General features: G+C 71.7%; 20 protein-coding genes. 12 read left to right on the top strand and 8 right to left on the bottom strand.

The window, feature by feature from the left end; translation table 11 throughout:
• Positions 1-17 precede the first annotated feature (17 nt).
• The 3 genes from KK097_RS03785 to KK097_RS03775 form a co-directional block, all read right to left on the bottom strand.
• Positions 18-1328 (bottom strand): MATE family efflux transporter, encoded by a 1311-nt coding sequence (locus KK097_RS03785; protein ID WP_111109590.1) that lies wholly within the window; start codon positions 1326-1328, stop codon positions 18-20.
• A 174-nt stretch (positions 1329-1502) separates the two neighbouring features.
• Entirely contained in the window at positions 1503-1934 is a 432-nt protein-coding gene (locus KK097_RS03780) for a hypothetical protein (RefSeq protein ID WP_214543754.1), read from the bottom strand.
• Between the two features lie 183 nt (positions 1935-2117).
• On the bottom strand, positions 2118-3455 hold the full coding sequence (locus tag KK097_RS03775; RefSeq protein WP_214543753.1) for a uracil-xanthine permease family protein: 1338 nt from the start codon (positions 3453-3455) through the stop codon (positions 2118-2120).
• 81 nt (positions 3456-3536) lie between these two features.
• Here KK097_RS03775 and KK097_RS03770 point away from each other — a divergent pair, with 81 nt between their 5' ends.
• Both KK097_RS03770 and KK097_RS03765 read left to right on the top strand, forming a co-directional pair.
• Entirely contained in the window at positions 3537-5501 is a 1965-nt protein-coding gene (locus KK097_RS03770; protein ID WP_214543752.1) for a M13 family metallopeptidase, read from the top strand.
• On the top strand, positions 5501-6439 hold the full coding sequence (locus KK097_RS03765) for a serine hydrolase (protein WP_214543751.1): 939 nt from the start codon (positions 5501-5503) through the stop codon (positions 6437-6439). The genes KK097_RS03770 and KK097_RS03765 overlap by 1 nt, the downstream gene beginning before the upstream one ends.
• Before the next feature lie 63 nt (positions 6440-6502).
• On the opposite strand, the gene KK097_RS03760 is transcribed toward KK097_RS03765, so the two are convergent.
• The 3 genes from KK097_RS03760 to KK097_RS03750 all read right to left on the bottom strand — a co-directional run bounded on the left by KK097_RS03760 (position 6503) and on the right by KK097_RS03750 (position 9453).
• Positions 6503-6922 carry a GNAT family N-acetyltransferase gene (locus tag KK097_RS03760; RefSeq protein WP_214543750.1) on the bottom strand — a complete coding sequence of 140 codons (420 nt, stop codon included), beginning with the start codon at positions 6920-6922 and terminating at the stop codon, positions 6503-6505.
• A 383-nt stretch (positions 6923-7305) separates the two neighbouring features.
• Entirely contained in the window at positions 7306-8577 is a 1272-nt protein-coding gene (locus KK097_RS03755) for an SGNH/GDSL hydrolase family protein (protein WP_214543749.1), read from the bottom strand.
• 189 nt (positions 8578-8766) lie between these two features.
• Positions 8767-9453 (bottom strand): DUF4232 domain-containing protein, encoded by a 687-nt coding sequence (locus KK097_RS03750; RefSeq protein WP_214543748.1) that lies wholly within the window; start codon positions 9451-9453, stop codon positions 8767-8769.
• Positions 9454-9552: 99 nt separating this feature from the next.
• On the opposite strand from KK097_RS03750, the gene KK097_RS03745 reads away from it, so the two are divergent.
• Positions 9553-9828, top strand: coding sequence for a hypothetical protein (locus tag KK097_RS03745; RefSeq protein WP_214543747.1), 276 nt, complete (start codon positions 9553-9555; stop codon positions 9826-9828).
• Between the two features lie 69 nt (positions 9829-9897).
• Entirely contained in the window at positions 9898-11166 is a 1269-nt protein-coding gene (locus tag KK097_RS03740; RefSeq protein WP_206647597.1) for a Fic family protein, read from the top strand.
• A 3-nt stretch (positions 11167-11169) separates the two neighbouring features.
• On the opposite strand, the gene KK097_RS03735 is transcribed toward KK097_RS03740, so the two are convergent.
• Both KK097_RS03735 and KK097_RS03730 read right to left on the bottom strand, forming a co-directional pair.
• Complete coding sequence (locus tag KK097_RS03735; RefSeq protein ID WP_214543746.1) at positions 11170-11568, bottom strand: NUDIX hydrolase; 399 nt, start codon at positions 11566-11568, stop codon at positions 11170-11172.
• Between the two features lie 35 nt (positions 11569-11603).
• Positions 11604-12926 carry a glutamyl-tRNA reductase gene (locus KK097_RS03730; protein ID WP_214543745.1) on the bottom strand — a complete coding sequence of 441 codons (1323 nt, stop codon included), beginning with the start codon at positions 12924-12926 and terminating at the stop codon, positions 11604-11606.
• 38 nt (positions 12927-12964) lie between these two features.
• Here KK097_RS03730 and hemE point away from each other — a divergent pair, with 38 nt between their 5' ends.
• The 8 genes from hemE to hemC all read left to right on the top strand — a co-directional run bounded on the left by hemE (position 12965) and on the right by hemC (position 19610).
• On the top strand, positions 12965-14101 hold the full coding sequence (hemE, locus tag KK097_RS03725; protein WP_214543744.1) for a uroporphyrinogen decarboxylase: 1137 nt from the start codon (positions 12965-12967) through the stop codon (positions 14099-14101).
• Positions 14098-15414 (top strand): protoporphyrinogen/coproporphyrinogen oxidase, encoded by a 1317-nt coding sequence (locus KK097_RS03720; RefSeq protein WP_307858393.1) that lies wholly within the window; start codon positions 14098-14100, stop codon positions 15412-15414. The genes hemE and KK097_RS03720 overlap by 4 nt, the downstream gene beginning before the upstream one ends.
• A gap of 100 nt (positions 15415-15514) precedes the next feature.
• Entirely contained in the window at positions 15515-15769 is a 255-nt protein-coding gene (locus tag KK097_RS03715; protein ID WP_017887727.1) for a hypothetical protein, read from the top strand.
• Positions 15766-16224, top strand: a complete 459-nt coding sequence (locus KK097_RS03710; protein ID WP_214531306.1) for a phage holin family protein — start codon at positions 15766-15768, stop codon at positions 16222-16224. The genes KK097_RS03715 and KK097_RS03710 overlap by 4 nt, the downstream gene beginning before the upstream one ends.
• 41 nt (positions 16225-16265) lie before the next feature.
• Positions 16266-16496: a DUF3618 domain-containing protein gene (locus KK097_RS03705; RefSeq protein ID WP_027467026.1), complete on the top strand. Its 231-nt coding sequence runs from the start codon at positions 16266-16268 to the stop codon at positions 16494-16496.
• A gap of 68 nt (positions 16497-16564) precedes the next feature.
• Entirely contained in the window at positions 16565-17332 is a 768-nt protein-coding gene (hemQ, locus tag KK097_RS03700; protein ID WP_250896420.1) for a hydrogen peroxide-dependent heme synthase, read from the top strand.
• Positions 17329-18561, top strand: a complete 1233-nt coding sequence (locus tag KK097_RS03695) for a ferrochelatase (protein WP_214543743.1) — start codon at positions 17329-17331, stop codon at positions 18559-18561. Before hemQ ends, KK097_RS03695 begins: the two co-directional genes overlap by 4 nt.
• Complete coding sequence (hemC, locus tag KK097_RS03690) at positions 18558-19610, top strand: hydroxymethylbilane synthase (RefSeq protein ID WP_307858394.1); 1053 nt, start codon at positions 18558-18560, stop codon at positions 19608-19610. The genes KK097_RS03695 and hemC overlap by 4 nt, the downstream gene beginning before the upstream one ends.
• Positions 19611-19815 lie beyond the last annotated feature (205 nt).

The raw sequence follows: 19815 nt of genomic DNA, 5'->3' as shown, positions 1-19815 counted from the left end.
AGCCGGAGACGGCCCGCTCACCGCGCCAACGCCTGTTCCACCCATCCGCGTCGGTGCGCCCGCACCCCGAGCGTCACCGCCCGGACCCCGATGTAGCCGAGGGCGAAGGCCGCCCACAACCCCGCGAGCGTCCCGCCGGCCCACCAGAGCAGCGGCAGGTACACGACGAGGTTCAGGCCTCCGGCGATGGCCAGGTACCGCGCGTCGCCGGCGCCGATCAGCACCCCGTCGAGCACGAAGACGTACCCGGCGACGGGCATCCCGACCGCGATGAGCACCAGCACGACGGGCAGGGCGTCCCGCACCGCCTGCGAGTCCGAGAACACCGGCCCGAGCACGCCGCTCACCGCCAGGGTCAGCACCCCGAGCAGCACACCACCGGCGATCCCGAGCAGCACGAGCCGTCGCGTCACCAGTCGCACCCGCTCCGGGTCACGCCCGCCGAGTCCGTGCCCGACGAGCGCCTGCCCGGCGATCGCCAGGGCGTCGAGCGCGAACGCCAGCGTCGAGAAGACGGTCAGCCCGACCTGCGTCGTCGCCAGCCCGGTGGTCCCCAGCCCGGCAGCGGCCCCGACGGTCGCGAGCATCGCGATCCGCAGCGACGCGGTCCGCAGGAACAGCCAGGCCCCCGACCGCAGGGCCCGGGCGACGCCCGAGGCGCCGGGTCGCAGCGGCGCCCCAGACGAGCGAGCGGCCCGCACCGCGATGCGCACGTAGACGACGGCCATCGCCCACTGCACGATGACGGTGCCGGCGGCGGATCCCTCGACGCCCCAGCCGGCGCCGTAGATCAGGACGGCGTTGAGCAGCCCGTTCGCGACGAACCCGATGGTCGCGACGACGAGCGGGGTCTTCGTGTCCTGCAACCCACGCAGCAGCCCGGTCGAGGCCGTCACGACCAGGATGCCGGGCAGCCCGATCAGCGAGATGGTCAGGTACGCGGTCGCGGCGGCCGACACCTCGGCCGAGGCGCCGAACAGGTCGACGAGCGGCCCGGCGAGCGGCCACCCGACCAGCGCCAGCACCACCCCCAACACGAGCGCGAGCCACATCCCGTCGATGCCCGCGTGCACGGCTCCGCGGCGGTCGCCACCACCGAGCGCCCGCGCCACGGCCGGGGTCGTCGAGTACGCCAGGAACACCAGCAGCCCGGTCACCGTCGACAGCACGGCACTCGCGAGCCCGACGGCCGCCAGCGGCGTCGCCCCGAGGTGCCCGACGAGCGCGGTGTCGGTCAGCAGGAACAGCGGCTCGACCACGAGTGCGCCGAGCGCCGGCACCGCCAGCCGCACGATGTCGCGGTCGACCGCGCGCCGCTCAGCGGTCACAGCGGGTCGCGTCGGTCGGTGCACCGCCCCATTCTGTCGGCGATGCCGACCCGTCGTGGTCACCAGGCGCTCGCCCACCGGAACGTCGACCGAGACGGAGGGGTGAACCAGACGCGGAGTGCGCCCTCGTCCACGCCGCGGTCGAGTGGCTCGCCCGTCTGGCCTCGGGCAGCGTCAGGGACAGGCCCATCCGCTCCCGAACGCCTCGTGCACGCGCCGGAGGGCTTCCGGGTTGCCCCACTCCTGCACGTTCGAGCAGTCGGCGTCCGCCCGAGCCGCGGCGAGTCCCCAGTTGCCGACGCTCTGGTACGCGTAGTGGTCGCCCGACCCCGAGGTCGACGCGCCGCCGCCGCCCGGTTGCTCCGGCAGCTGGATCTGCTCGCCGTCGGGGAAGACGAGGGTCTGCCCGATCGGATCACAGGTGGGCAGTTCCTCGGTCCGCAACGCCTCGACCTCCACCGGCGCTGCGGTCGGGCAGGCCGACAGGGTGGCCTCGCCCGCAGTCAGCGTGAGGTACCCGTCATCCTGACCCTGGTGGGTGCAGCTCGTGATCGACAGCGAAGCGGCGAGGAGCAGTCCGGAGACAGCAAGTGCGCGGAGGTTCACGGGGACGAGTCTGCCGCTGATCTGCCGTGGGCGTCGTCCCCGTTGCCCAGCCCGAGCGGAACGCTGTCCCGATCGCGGCGCGCGCCGTGACGGACTGGAGGCCCGGGGCGGCGCCGCCACGGGCCTCCAGTCCGGTGGTCCCACGTCGTCGGACCGGACGCGCGTTCCGGCCGACCACTCGCGTCAGTCGGCGCGCGGTTCTGCGGGGACGGCGCCGGTGGCGGCGTGCGCGGGGTCGGCGGCCTCGGTCGAGGGCTCGTCGGTGCCGCGGGCCCGGCCGATGACGTCCATCAGGTGGTAGACGACGATCGCGGCGATCGTGCCCACGATGATGCCGCCGAAGCTCGCCTGGCCGAACGTGAACGTGAAGTTCGCGATGCCGATGATCAGGGCGATGCCAGCCGTCAGCTGGTTCTTCGGCTTCGAGAAGTCGACGCGGTTCTCGACCCAGATCCGGATGCCGATGATGCCGATCAGGCCGTAGAGCGCGGTGGTGGCGCCGCCGAGCACGCCGGCGGGCACCGAGGAGATGACGGCGCCGATCCTCGGCGACAGGCCGAGCAGGACGGCCGCGATGGCGGCGACCCAGTAGGCGGCGGTCGAGAAGACGCGGGTGGCGGCCATGACGCCGATGTTCTCGCCGTAGGTGGTGGTGGCGGAGCCGCCGCCGACGCCGGCCAGCACGGTCGAGATGCCGTCGGCGAAGAGCGCGCGACCGGTGAGCGGGGTGAGGTCACGGCCGGTCAGCTGCCCGACACCCTTGACGTGGCCGACGTTCTCGGCGACCAGCGCCAGCACGACCGGGACGAACGCCAGGTAGATCGGGAGCTGGGACGGGTCGAACGCGGGAGCGGTGAACTCCGGCAGGCCGATCCACGGTGCTGCGCCGACCTTGGAGAAGTCGACCTGGCCGCCGATGAGCGCTGCGACGTACCCGACGAGCACGCCGATGACGATCGACAGGCGGCCGATCAGGCCCTTGAACAGGACCGTGACCAGGATGATCGCCGCCAGGGTGATGAGCGCGATGACCGGGGCCGCCGTGAAGTTGTCGCGGGCCGCCGGAGCCAGGTTGAAGCCGATCAGGGCGACGATCGCGCCGGAGACCACCGGGGGCATCAGCCGGTCGATCCAGCCGGCGCCGGCCAGGTGCACGACGAGCCCGACGATCGCGAGCAGCGCACCGACGACGATGATGCCGGACAGGGCGAGTGGGATGCCGCCGATCTTGGTCGCCGCACCGATCGGGGCGATGAACGCGAACGACGAGCCGAGGTAGCTCGGCAGGCGGTTGCCCGTGATGAGCAGGAACAGGATCGTGCCGATGCCGCTGAACAGCAGCGTCGTCGACGGCGGGAACCCGGTCAGCAGCGGCACCAGGAACGTGGCGCCGAACATCGCGACGACGTGCTGCACCCCGAGGCCGATCGTCCGGGGCCAGGTGAGCCGTTCGTCGGGTGCCACGATCGTCGTCGCGGAGACGGTCTTGCCGTCTCCGTGCAGCTTCCACGGAAGTCCCATGCGATGACCGTACCGGCAGCCGTCCACAGCAGGCGACCCGGATCGACCTGCCCCATGGGGTCGGTGGCTATCGTGGACCGCATGACCGACGTCGCACGTGCCTCCGGCATCCACACTGACGAACTCGACCCCGCGGTGCGCCCCCAGGACGACCTGTACCGCCACGTGAACGGGACCTGGATCGAGGCGACGCCGATCCCCGACGACAAGGCCCGGTACGGCTCCTTCACGGTGCTGGCCGAGGCTGCCGAGATCGCCGTGCGCGACATCATCGAGCGCTCGCAGCAGGCCGCCCCCGGCACCGAGGAGCGCAAGGTCGGTGACCTCTTCACCTCGTTCACCGACGAAGCGCGGCTCGAGGAGCTCGGCACCGCACCGATCGAGCACCTGCTCGCCGAGATCACCGAGATCCAGTCCGTGCGCGAGGTCATCGCCGCCGTCGGCCGCTTCGAGCGCCTCGGCCTGCCGAGCTTCCTGCAGCTCTTCGTCGACAACGACCCGGGCGACCCCGAGTCCTACGTCGTGTTCCTGGAGCAGTCCGGCCTCGGGCTGCCCGACGAGTCGTACTACCGCGAAGAGCGCTTCGCCGACATCCGCGAGAAGTACCGCGAGTTCGTCGCGGCGATGTTCCCGCTCGCCGGCCTCGACGACGGCGGTGCCCGCACCGAGCACGTCATCGCGCTCGAGACGGCGCTCGCCGCCCAGCACTGGGACAACGTCACGACCCGCGACAGCCAGAAGACCTACAACAAGCTGCCCTGGGCCGACGTCGCCGCGCTCGCGAAGGGCGTCGACCTGCAGCTCTGGTGGCAGGCCATCGACGCCCCGGCCGGCGCGTTCGAGACCGTCGTGGTGCGCGAGCCCTCGTTCATCACCGGCCTCGCCGACCTGCTGAACGACCAGCCGCTCGAGGTCTGGAAGGACTGGCTGCGCTGGCAGGTCATCCGTGGCTCCGCCGCGTACCTGACGAGTGCGTTCTCTGCCACGAACTTCTCGTTCTACGGCACCGCACTGACCGGTGCGCCCAAGCAGCGCGAGCGCTGGAAGCGCGGCGTCTCGCTGGTCGAGGGTGCGATGGGCGAGGCCGTCGGCCGCATCTACGTGCAGGAGCACTTCGACGAGACCTCGAAGGCCAAGATGGACGACCTCGTCGCCAACCTGGTCGAGGCGTACCGGCAGAGCATCACCGCGCTCGACTGGATGACCGACGAGACCCGTGCCCGTGCGCTCGACAAGCTCGACAAGTTCACACCGAAGATCGGCTACCCGGTCAAGTGGCGGGACTACTCGGCGCTGCCCGTCCGCGCCGACGACCTGGTCGCGAACGTCCGTGCCGTCGCCTCGTTCCAGGTGGACCGCGAGCTCGGCAAGATCGGCAAGCCGATCGACCGCGACGAGTGGTTCATGACCCCGCAGACGATCAACGCGTACTACAACCCCGGCTTCAACGAGATCGTGTTCCCGGCCGCCATCCTGCAGTTCCCGTTCTTCGACGCGAACCGCGACGCCGCCGCGAACTACGGCGCGATCGGTGCCGTCATCGGGCACGAGATCGGCCACGGTTTCGACGACCAGGGTTCGCAGTACGACGGTGACGGCAAGCTCGAGAACTGGTGGACCGAGGCCGACCGCGCCGCGTTCGAGGAGCGCACGAAGGCCCTCATCGCCCAGTACGACGCCCTGGTGCCGACCGAGGTTCCCGACAGCCACGTGAACGGTGCCCTGACGATCGGCGAGAACATCGGTGACCTCGGTGGCCTGTCGATCGCGTGGAAGGCGTACCTGCTGTCGCTCGACGGCCAGGAGCCCCCGGTCGTCGACGGACTCACCGGTGCCGAGCGCTTCTTCCTGAGCTGGGCCCAGGCCTGGCGCATGGCGATCCGCCCGGAAGAGGCGGCTCGACTGCTGAGCATCGACCCGCACTCGCCCAACGAGTTCCGCTGCAACCAGGTCGTGCGGAACATCGACGTCTGGTACGACACCTTCGGCGTGACCGAGCAGGACGCGATGTACCTCGACCCCGCCGAGCGCGTCGCGATCTGGTGATGACGGAGCCGGACGCGGCCCGGTCGTCGCGCCGCCGGCGACCGGATGACCGCCCAGCAGGTGGCGGCCGCGGTCGTGGGCGGCACAGCGGCCGGTCCGACGACCGCTTCACCGCCACCACGGAGGCCCTCGGTGCGCTCGCGCTCGAGGGTGCCGGAGTCAGCGCCTCGGTGATCGACACCTCCAGCGGCAAGGCCCTGCTCGCGATCGACGACACCCTGGTGCAGCCGGTCGCGAGCCTGGGCCGTGTCCTGCTGCTCATCGAGGTCGCCGCCCAGCTCGAGGACGGCCGCCTGCACGGTGACCGGCTGCAGCGGATGGCCCGGGACACCGCGACCGGCGCCGGCCTGTGGCAGTTCCTGCAGGAGCCGACCATGCAGGTGCCCGACCTGGCCACCCTTGTCGGGGCCACCGCCGACGCCTGGGCCATGAACGCGCTGCTGACCACGGTGGGCATCGACGCCGTCAGGGAGCGTGCGGAGTCCCTGGGCATCGAGCGCACGGCGTTGATCGACCGGGTGCGGGACCGCCGCGGGCCGGACGACGCCCCCGACGCTTCCGTCGCACCGACCGGGGAGCTGTCGTGGGTGATGCGCGGGCTGGCGCTCGGCGAGGTCGTCGACGAGGCGGTGTCGAACCGGGTGCTCGGCTGGCTGTCCCTGGCGAGTGACCTCACCCTGGTCGCCGGGTCGTTCGGGCTCGACCCCCTGGCGCACCGTGCACTCGACCACGGGTTGCAGGTCGTCGCGGTCACCGGGTCGAGCACGGGCGTGCGGGCGGAGGCGGGGATCTTGCGGGGGCCAGGGTCGTCGGTCAGCTACGCCGTGACCGTCACGTTCGACGACGCCTCGTTGCAGCGGCGGTTGGCCGTGGTCGAGGCGCTGCGGATCATGGGGACCGAGGTGCTCGAGGCGGTGCACGCGCCGGCTCGGCGCTGACGGCGCTGACGGCGCTGGCCGGTCGCCGCTGGCTGGCCGCCGCTCGCCGCGCGCCGCCGTCGCTCAGCGCAGGAGCACGAAGGAGCGCAGCGGCTGCGGGTCGACGTCGTGGGCCTCGACGAACCCACGTGACTCGTAGAACGCCCGCTGCCCAGGCTCCGCGTCGGTGAGGAGGACCGTCTGGCGAACGTCGGCGTACCGCTGCAGGACGGCGTCGAGGAGTGCGCCGCCGATGCCGGACCGGTGCGCGGACGGCAGGACGAGGACGTCCTGCACGTACAGGATCGTCACGCCGTCGGAGACCGTGCGGAGCAGGCCGAGCAGGTGTCCGTCGTCGTCACGGGCGGTCAGCACGGTGTGGGAGCCGGCGATCGCCGCGGTGAGGGCTGCGGGGTCCTGCGTGTACGCGGTCCACCCGACGGCGTCGTACAGCGCCACCAGCTCGTCGGTGTCCGGGCGTTCGTCGCTGATCGTCGTGCTCACGGACCCATCGTGCCCGCGCTCCGGGGGATGCGACCGACCGGCGAGTCGCGCCGGTCGGTCCCTTGACGCCCGGACCGATCCGGACGAGCATCGCTGCTGGCGACGCGTGGGGGCCCAGCGTCGCCTCGCACACGATGACGTGTGAAGTGAGCGCCGTCGTGTTGACCCGAATCCCCACGACGGCGCTCCCTGGCGTGCCCGTACCCTCGGTCACTCCAGGACATGCAGCGGGTGATGCCTCTGCTGCATGGTGATCCGGGGAGTATCGCTCGCGTGCCTGGGGGTCTCGTCCGTGCAGGCGATTCGCGGTGCCCCCAAAACGGGGTCCCCGCTCCGCGGCTGCCGAGCCCCGCCCGCGATCACCACGCGGACGGGGCCGCAGCTCAGGCCGGCGTCGAGGTCAGGTAGGCGTAGAGGATCGCCGCGATGACGTCGTAGCCCGTGTCGTTCGGGTGGATCCCGTCGTACATGTACGTGTTGCCCGCCGTGCCGGTCTGACCGAAGTACGGCGGTACGTAGGCACCGAGATCGAAGAAGCCGATCGCGACGCCCGGGTTCGCGGACCGGAACGTGGTCACCGCCTGCTGCTGAGCGGTGCGGTACTTCGCCCACTCGGTGGTCGACGCCTTTCCCAGCTGGAACGGCATGATCACGAGCAGCGCCGAACCCGGGCTCCGGTCGTGCACGAGGTCCAGGTAGTTGATGGTCTGCTGCGTCAGGACCGCGGGGGTGACCACGCCGTAGTCGTTCGTCCCCCACATCGACGTGATCAGGTCGGGGGAGAAGCGACGGAGCGCGTCCGCCCAGGTGTCGTTGCCGTTGGCGGCCGAGGACGCGAGGGAGAAGCCCTCGGTCCGCGAGGTCGACTGCGACGCCTCGAGGACGTGGAACCCGCCGCCCTCGTCGCCGTCGAAGAGCTGCCAGCCCTCGACGAAGGGCTCGCCGCTCTGCCACGTCACCGTCACGGTGCGGGTCGCGGAGGCCGACCGCGGGCTGGTCCAGGTCTGCTCACCACTGGACACCGCGGGCAGGGTGACCCTGGTGCCGTCGATGGTGACCGAGATCGCGTCACGGGTGCTCGTCGCCCGCCACGACAGCACGAACGACGTGAAGGCCTGCGTGAACGAGGCGGACCGGACGCTGGTGCCGGTCAGTGCGACGGCGCGTCGGCCGAGCCCGGACTTCGTGCTCCGGGCACCGGCGTAGGTGGCGGAGCGGAGGTCGAGCGCGGCGCCGTTCGCGCCCGTGTACGAGACGTAGGTCACCGTGGTCGGAGGCTTGTCGACCGTGGCGTACTGCGAGCGAGCGGGGACGTAGTCGAGTCCGCCGGGCGCCTGCCCGGCACGGTTGCGGAGTCGTGCCCGCACCCGTGCCGGGTACCCCTTCTGCGGCGAGGCAGCGCCGAACGCCTCGGTGATGGAGTCGCCCGCCGTGACGATGGTCGCGGTGCCGGCGGCGACCTTGCGGAAGAACCCGGCGAGCGGGTCGTTGGCCGGGTACGTCAGCCCGGACGGGATGAACGGCTTGGTGGCTGCCGCGGACGCCGGCGACGCCGCTGCGCCGGCCAGGGCCGATCCGCCGATCGTGACGGCGGCGCCCTGCAGCAGACCCCGCCTCGAGATCCCTCGGCCGCTCTTCGAACTGTGATCCGTCATGTTTCCCCCAGGAGCATCGATGCGTGGTCACGGCACGAGCGTGCTCCCCGGTCCTGCCGACGTGCGGCGACCGGAGAAGACCCCCATCCCACGATGACCATAGGCCAGTTCTGTCGGGAGCGACAGACCTGTCCACCCGGCACGACCAACGTGCCCCGCGCCCGACAACCGTCGTCGAACGTCCGACCGCTACGAGGTCGCCTGCCCCTCCGGCACGAACGCCTGCACCGACAGCAGCGAGGCATCGGCAGACGCGCACGCCTGGAAGTCGGTGTCCTTCACGAACAGGGACTGCTTCGACCCGGGCGGGTACACGCGGAAGCCGTCCGGGGTCTGCGGCGAGCAGTCGCCCGCCGAGTAGTTCTCGGCCCGGACGATCTTGAGCGGAGCGACGGCGGTCTTGCCGGGCGCCAGCGTCACGGTGGGGTGTGGCGAGCTCTTCTCCGCCACGGCCGCCGCACCGATCTGCTCGCCGTTCCCGCCCCCGACGAACGAGACGCCCGGCCACCCCTGCACGGTGCAGGTCGTCGAACCAGTGTTCTCGAGCACCAGGTGCACGACGACGCTGCCGGCGGCGCCACCGCTGCCCGCCTCGATGCGTCCGGCGAGCGACGACACCGCGCACCGGTCGCCGGAAGCCTGGCCAGTGGCACCGGATCCGGCGGACGACCCAGAACCGGACCCGTCCGACGGTGCGGCCGAGGCGGACTCCTCCGACGACTGCGGTGTGGACGCCGACGCGGACGGCGACGGCGCGGGCGCCGTGACGGTCTCGGTGGCGGCGGGCTGCCCGTCCGAGGCGCACCCCGCCAGCGTCCCGACGGCGACGAGCCCGGTCACGACGAGCAGGAACTTCGATCGGCTGCTGCGTTGCATGGTGCACAGGCAACCACCGAACGCCGCATCCGGTTCGGTCGGCGTCCAGGGACCGCGGGCACACTCCGAGGCAAGCAACCCGAGCAGCGGAGGTCGGACATGACGGGCAAGCACGAACAGGCACGAGGCGACGAGGGACGTGCGGACGGGGTCGAGCCCCGCGCCGGAGCCTTCACGGACAGCGAGATCCCGGGCGAGGAGCACGTCGAGTCGACGGAGCCGGTCGGCGAGTTCGTCTCGAGCGACATCCCCGGCGAGACCCGTCCCGACGGAGCCGGACCCGACGGTGAGTACGTCGACTCGGACATCCCCGGCGAGGCCGAGCCGGCCCAGAACGGCGAGGTCGGGGAGTACACCGACACCGACAAGGTCTGACGAACCCGAGTGGAACGCGTCCCATGATCAAGGATAGGCAGTCATCCTTGATCATGGGATGATCCATGTATGGCTTCGTACGAGACGATCCGCCGCACGGGCGACCCGGCAGCCGCGACACGCGCCTTCCGGATGCCGATGGTCTTCGACGCCTACGTGCCGGATCCGCTGCAGGGCCGAACGGTCGATCTCGGACCGACCGAACAAGCGGCCGTGCTCGAGGCCACCGCTGCGGTGACGGAAGCCGAGACGAGATCTACGCTGCTCGGCAGCGGAGACGCACTGGGCCGGATGCTCCTCCGAGCCGAAGCGGTCGGGTCGTCGATGATCGAGGGCCTCGAGGTCTCCCCGCGGAAGCTGCTCGAAGAAGAGGCGCGCGGACGGAGCCCGCTCGGGCAGTGGAGCACCGCAACCGAGGTCCTCGGCAACATCGACGCGATGACCTTCCTCACCGAGTCGGTCGGTCCGGGTTCCCCGGTGACCCTCGACCTGCTCCTCGAGGCGCACCGGCGGCTGATGGAGGCCTCGGCGACCCCCGAGGTCGGGGGCACGGTCCGAGCGGTGCAGAACTGGATCGGCGGACCGACGCCTGCCGCAGCGGTGTTCGTCCCTCCCGTGCCGGAGCGGGTGCCAGGACTCCTCGACGACCTGTTGGCGTTCGTGAACTCGAGCACGCTGCCGACGATCGCCATCGCCGCCGTCGCACACGCGCAGTTCGAGACGATCCACCCGTTCGCCGACGGCAACGGTCGCATCGGACGCGCACTGATCCACGCTGTCCTGCGGTCACGGGGTCTGACCGTCGAGTCGTCTCCACCGGTGTCCCTGGTCCTGGCGACCCGTGCTGTCGACTACGAAGCGGGGCTCCAGCGGTTCCGCTCCACCGAGCCGCCGTCATCGGAGCCAGCGCAGCGGGCCGTCGGGCAGTTCGTCCGGCTCTTCGCCGAGGCGATGGCCGAGGTCGTGGACCGGATGGCGCAGTTCGAGCACGAGCTCGTCCGGATCAAGGAGTCCTGGCGATCTGCGCTCGTCGGAGTCCGCTCTGACTCCGCTGCGTGGTCGGCGCTCGAACTCGCGCCCCGTATGCCCGTGCTCACCGCGCAGACGTTCGCCGCCGCGACGGGCCGGAGCGAGCAGGCCGCGAACACGGCCTTGGGGGTCCTCGTCGAGCGTGGCGTCCTGACACAACGATCGGCGGGACGGCGGAACCGTGTCTTCGAGGCAGACGCCGTGATCGGCGCGCTGGCACTGCTGGAACGCCGTCTCGCCTCTCCTGCCGGTGACACCGGCGTTGTGCCGCCGACCAGGCACGTGCCGGCAGCTCCGCCGCGAGCCTGACGGTCAGTCGATGAGCTCCGCCGCCACCAGGCGGCGGAGCGTCTCCACGCCTGCAGGTGGGCAGCGGTCCGCGTCGGCCGAGGTGACCCACTCCACTTCGTCCACCTCCGCCGAGGCGACGGGCGTGGCGGAGTCCAGCGGGCCTCCAGGCCGGACCAGGAACAGCGTCATCGCGACCATGGTCCCCGGAGCCTGCCCGTGGGCGGGCTCGAGCACGACGCCGAACGGGTCGACGTCGGCTGCGGCGAGCTGCAGGCCGGTCTCCTCGTACGCCTCGCGGACGGCCGCTTCGACGTCGGTCTCGTGCGGCTCCGCCTTGCCCCCGGGCAGGTAGAGCACGTCGCGCGCCCGCGCGCGCACCATCAGGACACGTCGGTCACGCACCAGCAGCAGCGCACTCACGCGCAGCGTGGGTGGTTGCGGAGCGGCCTGGAGGCTCAGCTCGCGTCCGCCTGGTCGTCGCGATCCGAGGCGGTCGGGTCCAGTGCCGTGCGGTCGGCCAGCGGGACGACGGGCGCCGGCAGCTCCGCTTCGGCCTCGGGGCGGACGCCGTACAGGGAGTCGATGGCCCCGACGAACTCCTCGCCGCGACCGGCGCGACCGAGCTCACGGGCGCGCACCGAGGGGCGGTGCAGCAGGACGCCGACCAGGTGCCGGAGGGCTCGCTCGGTGTGCTCGACGGACTCGCCGTCGGCATCCGCGCGGCGCTTGGCCCGCTCGATCTCGTCGTCGAGGATGTCGAAGACGTGCTTGCGGAACGCCACGAGCGCCGGCGTCGTCGACTGCTCCATCGCCTGCGCGCGGAACCGGGACACGGCGTCGTCGACCATCGCGCGGGCCTCGGACTCGGCATTGAGCTCGGAGATCGGGGCGTGGATGCTGATGGTCTCGAGGTCGAGCAGCTCGACGCCGTCGACACCGGCCGCCGCGGGGTCGACGTTGCGGGGGAGCCCGAGGTCGATGACGATGCGGCGGACCCCGTCGTCGAGGTCGGCCGGTGCGACGACCGGGACCTCGCTCGAGGTGCAGGTGATCAGGACGTCGCTCTCGCCGATGGCCTGGCGCAGGTCACGGGCGGCGACGAGGTCGTGCTTGGCGGCGAACCAGGGCGCCCGGCCCGAGGGCGAGAAGACCTGGATGTTCGTGGCGCCGCGGTCGCGCAGGGCGGCGATCGTGGTGGCGGCGTAGCTGCCGGTGCCGACGAGCAGCACGCGGGTGCGGGCCCAGTCGGTGACGCGGGACGACGCCAGTTCGAGGCCGAGGCGCACGAGTGACCGACCGGCGGCGCCGATGCGGGTGTGGGTCTTGACGCCGCGGGAGGTGTGCGCGGCCTCCTGGAACAGGCGCTCGAGGTCCGAGGTGGTGGTGCCGTTCGATCGGGCGTCCTCGAGCGAGCGACGGACCTGGCCGGAGATCTCCGTCTCGCCGACGACGACGGACTCGAGACCGCTCGACACGGCGAACAGGTGCTGCACGACGTCCTTGCCGCCGAGCACGTTGACGGATTCGAGGACCTCGGTGGCGTCCAGGTCGCTCGCGGCGGCCACGGCCTGCACGGTGGCGGAGACGGCGGAGTCGCTCTCGTCGCCCGCGATGTCGAGGTACGCCTCGAACCGGTTGCAGGTCGCGAGGACCACTGCACCGTCCAGGACGCCGGCATCCGTGACGAGTCGGCTGGCTGCCGCGGGTGCACCGATGCTCAGTCGCTCCAGGAGATCGAAGCTGGCGTTGCGATGCGACGCCGTGAGACAGATGAGCACGTAGTCAATGGTAACGCGCTCGATGGGAGAATCATCCGGTGACCGAAGCGACGACCACATCCCTCCCCGACTCCCACCCCCTGGCATCAGGGCGGACGAGTGGTTCCCGCCTGGTACGGGCCCTGCGGGGTGACCGTCCGGAGACGCTCCCGGTGTGGTTCATGCGGCAGGCCGGTCGCTCCCTGCCCGAGTACCGGGAGCTTCGGATCGGCACAGCCATGCTCGACGCGTGCCTCGACCCGGAGATGGCGTCGGAGATCACCCTGCAGCCGGTGCGCCGGCACGCCGTCGACGCGGGCATCTTCTTCAGCGACATCGTCGTGCCGATCAAGCTCGCGGGCGTGGACGTCGAGATCGTCCCCGGCCGTGGCCCGGTGCTCTCGTCGCCGATCCGCACCCCCGCCGACGTCGACGCCCTCGAGCAGCTCGACCCCGCGGCCCTCGCCCCCATCGAGCAGGCCGTCCGGCGCACGGTCGAGCAGCTCGGTGACACCCCGCTGATCGGCTTCGCGGGGGCACCGTTCACCCTTGCCGCCTACCTGGTCGAGGGCGGCCCGTCGAAGGACCACATCCGGGCCCGCACGCTCATGCACGCCGACCCCGAGACCTGGTCGCGGCTGCTCGCCTGGGCCGCCGAGGTGTCCGGGATGTTCCTCCGGGCCCAGGTGCTCGCCGGGGCCTCGGCCGCGCAGCTCTTCGACTCGTGGGTCGGGTCGCTCTCCCGCGCCGACTACGTCCGCTACGTCGCACCACACTCCGCCCAGGCGATGTCGCACGTCGCCGAGCTCGGGGTCCCGCGCATCCACTTCGGCGTCGGCAGCGGCGAGGTCCTCGCCGACATGACGACCTTCGGCACGGACACCGTCGGCGTCGACGCGGTCGGGGTCGACTGGCGCCTGCCCCTCGACCAGGCGGTCCAGCGCGTCGGCACCGGCGTCAGCGTGCAGGGCAACATCGACCCGGCGATGCTCTCGGCGCCGTGGGATGTCCTCGAAGCGCACGTCCGCGACGTCGTCCGTCGGGGCGGTGCTGCACGGGCCCACGTCGTGAACCTCGGCCACGGCGTCCCGCCCGAGACCGACCCGGACGTCCTGACCCGCGTGGTCGAGCTGGTCCACTCGCTCGGCGACGGCCGAGCGGACGACGCTGCAGCGCAGGACGGAGCCGGCGCGTGACCGACGTCGTCGTGGTCGGCGGTGGTGTCGCCGGGCTCGTCACCGCCCGTGACCTCGCGAAGGGCGGCGCCCACGTGGTGCTCGTCGAGTCCTCGGGCGAGCTCGGGGGCATGGTCCGTCGGCACACCGTCGGCGGGATCGACCTCGACATGGCGGCGGACTCCTTCGCCACCCGCACGGACGCCGTCGGCCGTCTGGCGATCGAGCTCGGCCTCGGCAACGACGTCGTCGCCCCCGACCCCCGCGGCGCCTGGCTGATGACCCGCGACGGCCGGACCTCCCCGATCCCGGCGACCGGGCTCCTCGGCATCCCGAGCACCCCGATGGCGGCGGACGTCCTCGCCGTCGTGGGCCAGAAGGGCGGACTCCGCGCCCAGATGGACTCGCTGCTGCCGGGGCCGGTCGGCGCCAAGGCCACGTCGCTCGGCGAACTCGTCCGGCGGCGCATGGGGGAGCGGGTGCTCGACGACCTCGTGGTGCCGATCGCCGGGGGCGTGCACTCCACCCACCCCGACCAGCTCGACCCCGACCGGGTGGCTCCGGGCCTGCGCGCCGCACTGCTGCGCGAGGGCTCACTCGCCCGGGCCGTCCTGTCGCTGCGGGCTCGTGCGGCCGCCGGCACCCCGGTGCAGGGGATCCGGGGTGGCACGGTGCGCCTGGTGGACGAGCTCGTCGCCGACCTGGAGACCTACGGGGTGGACGTCCGGCTGCACAGCCGGGCGACCCGGATCGAGGCGCACGCGGTCGAGATCGTCAGCGCCGACGGCACGACCGAACGGCTACCGGCCCAGCACACCCTGTCCTCCGTCGCCGACCCGGAGCGCACCGCCGCCCCCGACCGGACCGGCATCCAGCTCGTCACCCTCGTCGTCGACCAGCCCGAGCTCGACGCCGCCCCACGTGGCACCGGGATGCTCGTGCACCCGGACGCGCAGGCGGTGTCGGCGAAGGCCCTCACGCACGCAACGGTGAAGTGGCCGTGGCTGGCCGCCGTGACGGACGGACGCCACGTCCTGCGACTCAGTTACGCGACCACCGCGACCGACCCGGCGGGCGTCGCCACGAGCCTCCCGGTCGACCCGACCGACCCCGTCGGGTCCCGCGCGCTGCAGGATGCCTCGACCCTGCTCGGTGTGCCGATCACGGCCGACCGCGTCAGCGGCGCCGCGCGCGTCGGGTGGTACGGACCGGACCTCGCCGCCGCGGGGCTCGCCGAGGGTGTCGTCGGGATCGGAGAAGCCTCCACGGGACGGGGCTTGGCGGGCATCATCGCGGCCGCTCGGACGGCAGCCGGGCAGATCCTCGGATCCTGAGCGGACCGCGCAGCGTCCGAGGGCTACTGTTGGTGAGACCGCCGGACGTATTCCGTTCGGTGCATGACCACCGCACAACCAATGCACGGAGGAATCGCACATGCGCGGAAAGCTCCTGTTCGTCGCCGGCGCCGCACTCGGGTACGTCCTGGGATCGCGAGCCGGACGGGCGCGGTACGAGCAGATCAAGACCGTCAGCGGCAAGGTCTGGAACAGCAACGGCGTCCAGAAGGGCGTGCACGTCGCCGAGGACTTCATCGCCGACAAGACGCCGGACGTCGCCGAGTTCATCGGTGAGACGACCAAGAAGGCCGTCCGCAAGGTCGGCCAGAAGAAGGACACCACCACCTCATGACGGACACCCGCGATCGCAAGTCGCGTTCGCTGTTCGGCCTGGTCGGTGACGTCCCGAAGCTCGTCAAGGGCCTGGTCAAGGGCGAGATCGACCTGCTCAAGGCCGAGATGCTCGCGAAGGCGAAGATCTTCGGCCTGGCAGCCGGCCTGCTGGTCGGGGCGCTCGTCGTCGTGCTCTACGCGATCGGCGTCCTGCTGACCGCAGCCGTGATGGGTCTCGCGACCGTGATGCCCGCGTGGCTGGCCGCCCTGGTGGTCGCCGTCGTCATGCTCATCATCGCCGCGATCCTCGGGCTGATCGGCTGGAAGCGGCTGAAGAAGGGCCTGCCGATCACGCCGAAGCGCACGATCGACAGCGTGAAGAACGACATCAACGCGGTCAAGGGCCTCGGCAAGAAGCCGACCCCGCCGACGCAGTACGGCAGCCGCAAGCCGGACGTCGACGGCCGCTCCTGAGCGCCGACAGCCTCGACAGCCGCACCACCGACGGAGGAACCGTGACCGATCCGCACGACGATCTCGCTGCCCGCGTCGCCGCGACCCGAGCCCAGTTGTTCGACACCCTCGACGCGATCGAGGACAAGCTCAACGTCCCGAAGCAGATCGGGATCGCGGCCTCGAAGTTCAAGCGCGGCCTCGACGAGAAGCCGGTGCCCTACCTGGCCGGTCTCGCAGCCGGCGTGGCGGTGGTCGGGGGTATCGTCGTGATGGTGCTCCGACGGCGGTAGACCGCCCGAGCGCGGTCCACCGGATGCGGGGCGGCCAACACCCTGGCAACCGATAGGACAATGGATCCATGAGCTCCGACGCGCCCACGAACACCGGGCCCGTGCCCGCGCACGACCATCCCCACACGGAACCCGCCGAGACCGGTCACCCGGACTCCGGGATCGACCCGAACCTCCTGACGGCGTACGCCCTCTGGGCGGTGTTCCGCCGGCCCCTCGGTCCGGTCCACCGCGTCGGCGACGACGCCGTGGCCGAACTCGACACCGTGATCGCCAGCGCCGCCGAGCGCGGTGTCACGATCCGTGGCTTCTACGACGTCTCGGCCTTCCGTGCCGACGCCGACGTCATGGTCTGGCTGCACGGCGACGACGCGCAGGCCATCCAGGCCGTGCTGCGCGAGGTCCGTCGCACCGGGCTGTTCCAGGACGCCGAGCCGGTCTGGCACGTCATGGCCATGCACCGCGAGGCCGAGTTCAACAAGCGGCACACCCCCGCGTTCCTGCGCGGCAAGGACCCCGAGGCGTGGATCACGGTGTACCCGTTCGTCCGCTCCTACGAGTGGTACCTGCTGCCGGAAGAGGAGCGCTCGAAGATGCTCCGCGACCACGGCATCGCCGGCGCGAAGTACCGCCGCGTGCTCACGAACACCATCGCGACCTTCGCCCTGAGCGACTACGAGTGGATCCTGCCGCTCGAGAGCCCGGACCTCGTCGACCTCGTCGACCTGATGCGCGATCTCCGCTACACCGAAGCGCGCATGCACGTGCGCGAAGAGGTCCCCTTCTTCACGGGTCGTCGCGTGACGACCGCCGAACTCCCGGAGGTGCTGTCATGACCGACACCAGCATGATCACGAACGGCCAGGTCCTCGCCGCCACCCCCGCGGCGGCGTCCGGCCCCGAGCACGTCGAGACCCCGACCGCCTACGACGCGATCCTGCTCGCCGGCTTCGGTGGCCCCGAGGGCCAGGACGACGTCATCCCCTTCCTGCGGAACGTCACGCGTGGCCGCGGGATCCCGGACGAGCGGCTTGAAGAAGTGGCGCACCACTACCGTCACTTCGGCGGCGTGAGCCCGATCAACGCGCAGAACCGTGCGCTCAAGGCCGCGCTCGAGGCCGAGCTGGCGTCACGCGGCATCGACATGCCCGTGCTCTGGGGCAACCGCAACTGGGCGCCCTACCTCGAAGAGGCCTTCACCGAGGCGGCCGACAAGGGGTACACCAAGCTCGTCGCGATTGCCACGAGCGCGTACTCGTCGTTCTCGAGCTGCCGGCAGTACCGCGAGGACTACGCCCGCGTGCTCAACGAGACCGGTCTGATCGACACGATCCAGATCGACAAGATCCGCCAGTTCTTCGACCACCCCGGCTTCGTCCGTCCGTTCATCGACGGCGTCCGCGACGGCATGGCCCGCGCGATCGCCGAGAACGAGGGCCTCGACGTCGCGACCGAGCTGCAGGTGCTGTTCTCGACGCACTCGATCCCCTCGACCGACGCCGCCAAGTCCGGCCCCGACTACCGCGGGTTCGACGAGCACGGCGCGTACGAGGCGCAGCACCTCGCCGTCGGCGAGGTCGTCCTCGACCAGGCCTGGGCCGAGCTCCTCGAGCAGCCCGAGCACGCACACCTGCGGGGCACGTCGAAGCCCGGCTGGAAGCTCGTCTACCAGTCGCGCTCCGGTCCCCCGACGCAGCCGTGGCTCGAGCCCGACATCAACGACTACATGAACGAGGACCTCAAGGGCGGACCCACCCGTGCCGTGCTGATCGTCCCGCTCGGCTTCGTCAGCGACCACATGGAGGTCATGTGGGACCTCGACGAGGAAGCCACCGAGACCGCCGGTGAGCTCGGCTTCTGGTCGCTCCGCACGCAGACCCCCGGCATCGACCCGGCCTACGTGTCCGGTCTCGTCGACCTGGTGCTCGAGCGGGTCAACGGCACGCCGAAGGCCGAGCGTCCGCACATGACCGACATCGGCCCCTGGTACGACGTGTGCCGTCCGGGGTGCTGCGAGAACGTGCGAGCGGGGTTCAAGCCCGCCGCCGCGGGCGTCGCTCCGTGACCGACACGACCGTGAACGACCCCAGCGCCACGGCGCCCGACGGTCCGACCCCGATCCGACTCGGCACCCGTGCCAGCCGGCTCGCGGTCGCGCAGTCGCAGGACGTCGCCAACCGGCTGGCGAAGGCGGCCGGCCGACCCGTCGAACTCGTCACCGTCACCAGCGAGGGCGACACGAACCGTGCGTCCCTGGCCTCGCTCGGCGGCACCGGCGTCTTCGCCAGCGCCCTCCGTGAAGCACTGGTCGCCGGTGAGGTCGACGTGCTCGTGCACTCGCTCAAGGACCTGCCGACGGCTCCGTACCCGGGCCTGACCATCGGTGCCGTGCCGAAGCGCGCGGACGCCCGTGACGTCCTCGTCGCCCGGAACGGCGCCACCGTCGAGACCTTGCCCGAGGGCGCGAAGGTCGGCACCGGTTCGCCCCGCCGTGCGGCGCAGCTCCGTGCGACGCGTCCGGACCTCGACGTCGTCGACATCCGCGGCAACATCGACACCCGCCTCGGCCGGGTGGACGACGACCTCGACGCCGTGGTGCTCGCCGCCGCCGGCCTCGGCCGCATCGACCGCCTGTCGGCCGCGACGGAACTGCTCGACCTCGGCTTCTGGCCGAGTGCTCCCGGACAGGGTGCGCTCGCGGTGGAGATCCGCACGGACGAGACCGACCGCGGGTTGCTCGCCGCGCTCCGCAAGATCGAGCACGCCCCCACCCGCCTGACGGTGACGGCCGAGCGCGAGGTCCTCGCCAAGCTCGAGGCCGGCTGCTCCGCCCCGATCGGTGCGACGGCCGTCGTGGACGCCGAGCTCCTGCTCGTCTCCGCGACCGTCTACCGCCCTGACGGCACCGAGTACCGGACGGCATCGCACGCTGCCGTGCTCGACGGCTCTGCGCAGGACCGCCTCGACGAGGCGCTCGCGGTCGGTGGCCGCGTGGCGACCGAGCTCCTCGAGAACGGCGCAGCCGACCTCGCCGACCTGGCGACCACCGTCGCCGAGGACACCACGGACGGGCCGCACACCGCGGGTCCCGGCCTCGCGACGCCGTCGGAGTAGGCGGTCACCACGGAACCCTCCACCCCCGCGACGGACGAGGCGCGACCCCCGGTCGTCCTCGTCCCACGCGGCGGTGCGTGGGGGGACCGGGTCGCCGAAGCGGCGCGGGCCCGCGGGCTCGCCCCCGTCGTCGTCCCCCTCATCACGGACGCTCCGCCGTCCGACCCCTCCGCGCTCGACGCTGCGGTCCGCCGCCTGGTCACCT

It is taken from the genome of Curtobacterium flaccumfaciens, from assembly GCF_018598405.1.
GTDB classification, from domain to species: Bacteria; Actinomycetota; Actinomycetes; order Actinomycetales; family Microbacteriaceae; genus Curtobacterium; species Curtobacterium aurantiacum.
This window is presented reverse-complemented; position numbering and strand designations above follow the sequence as displayed.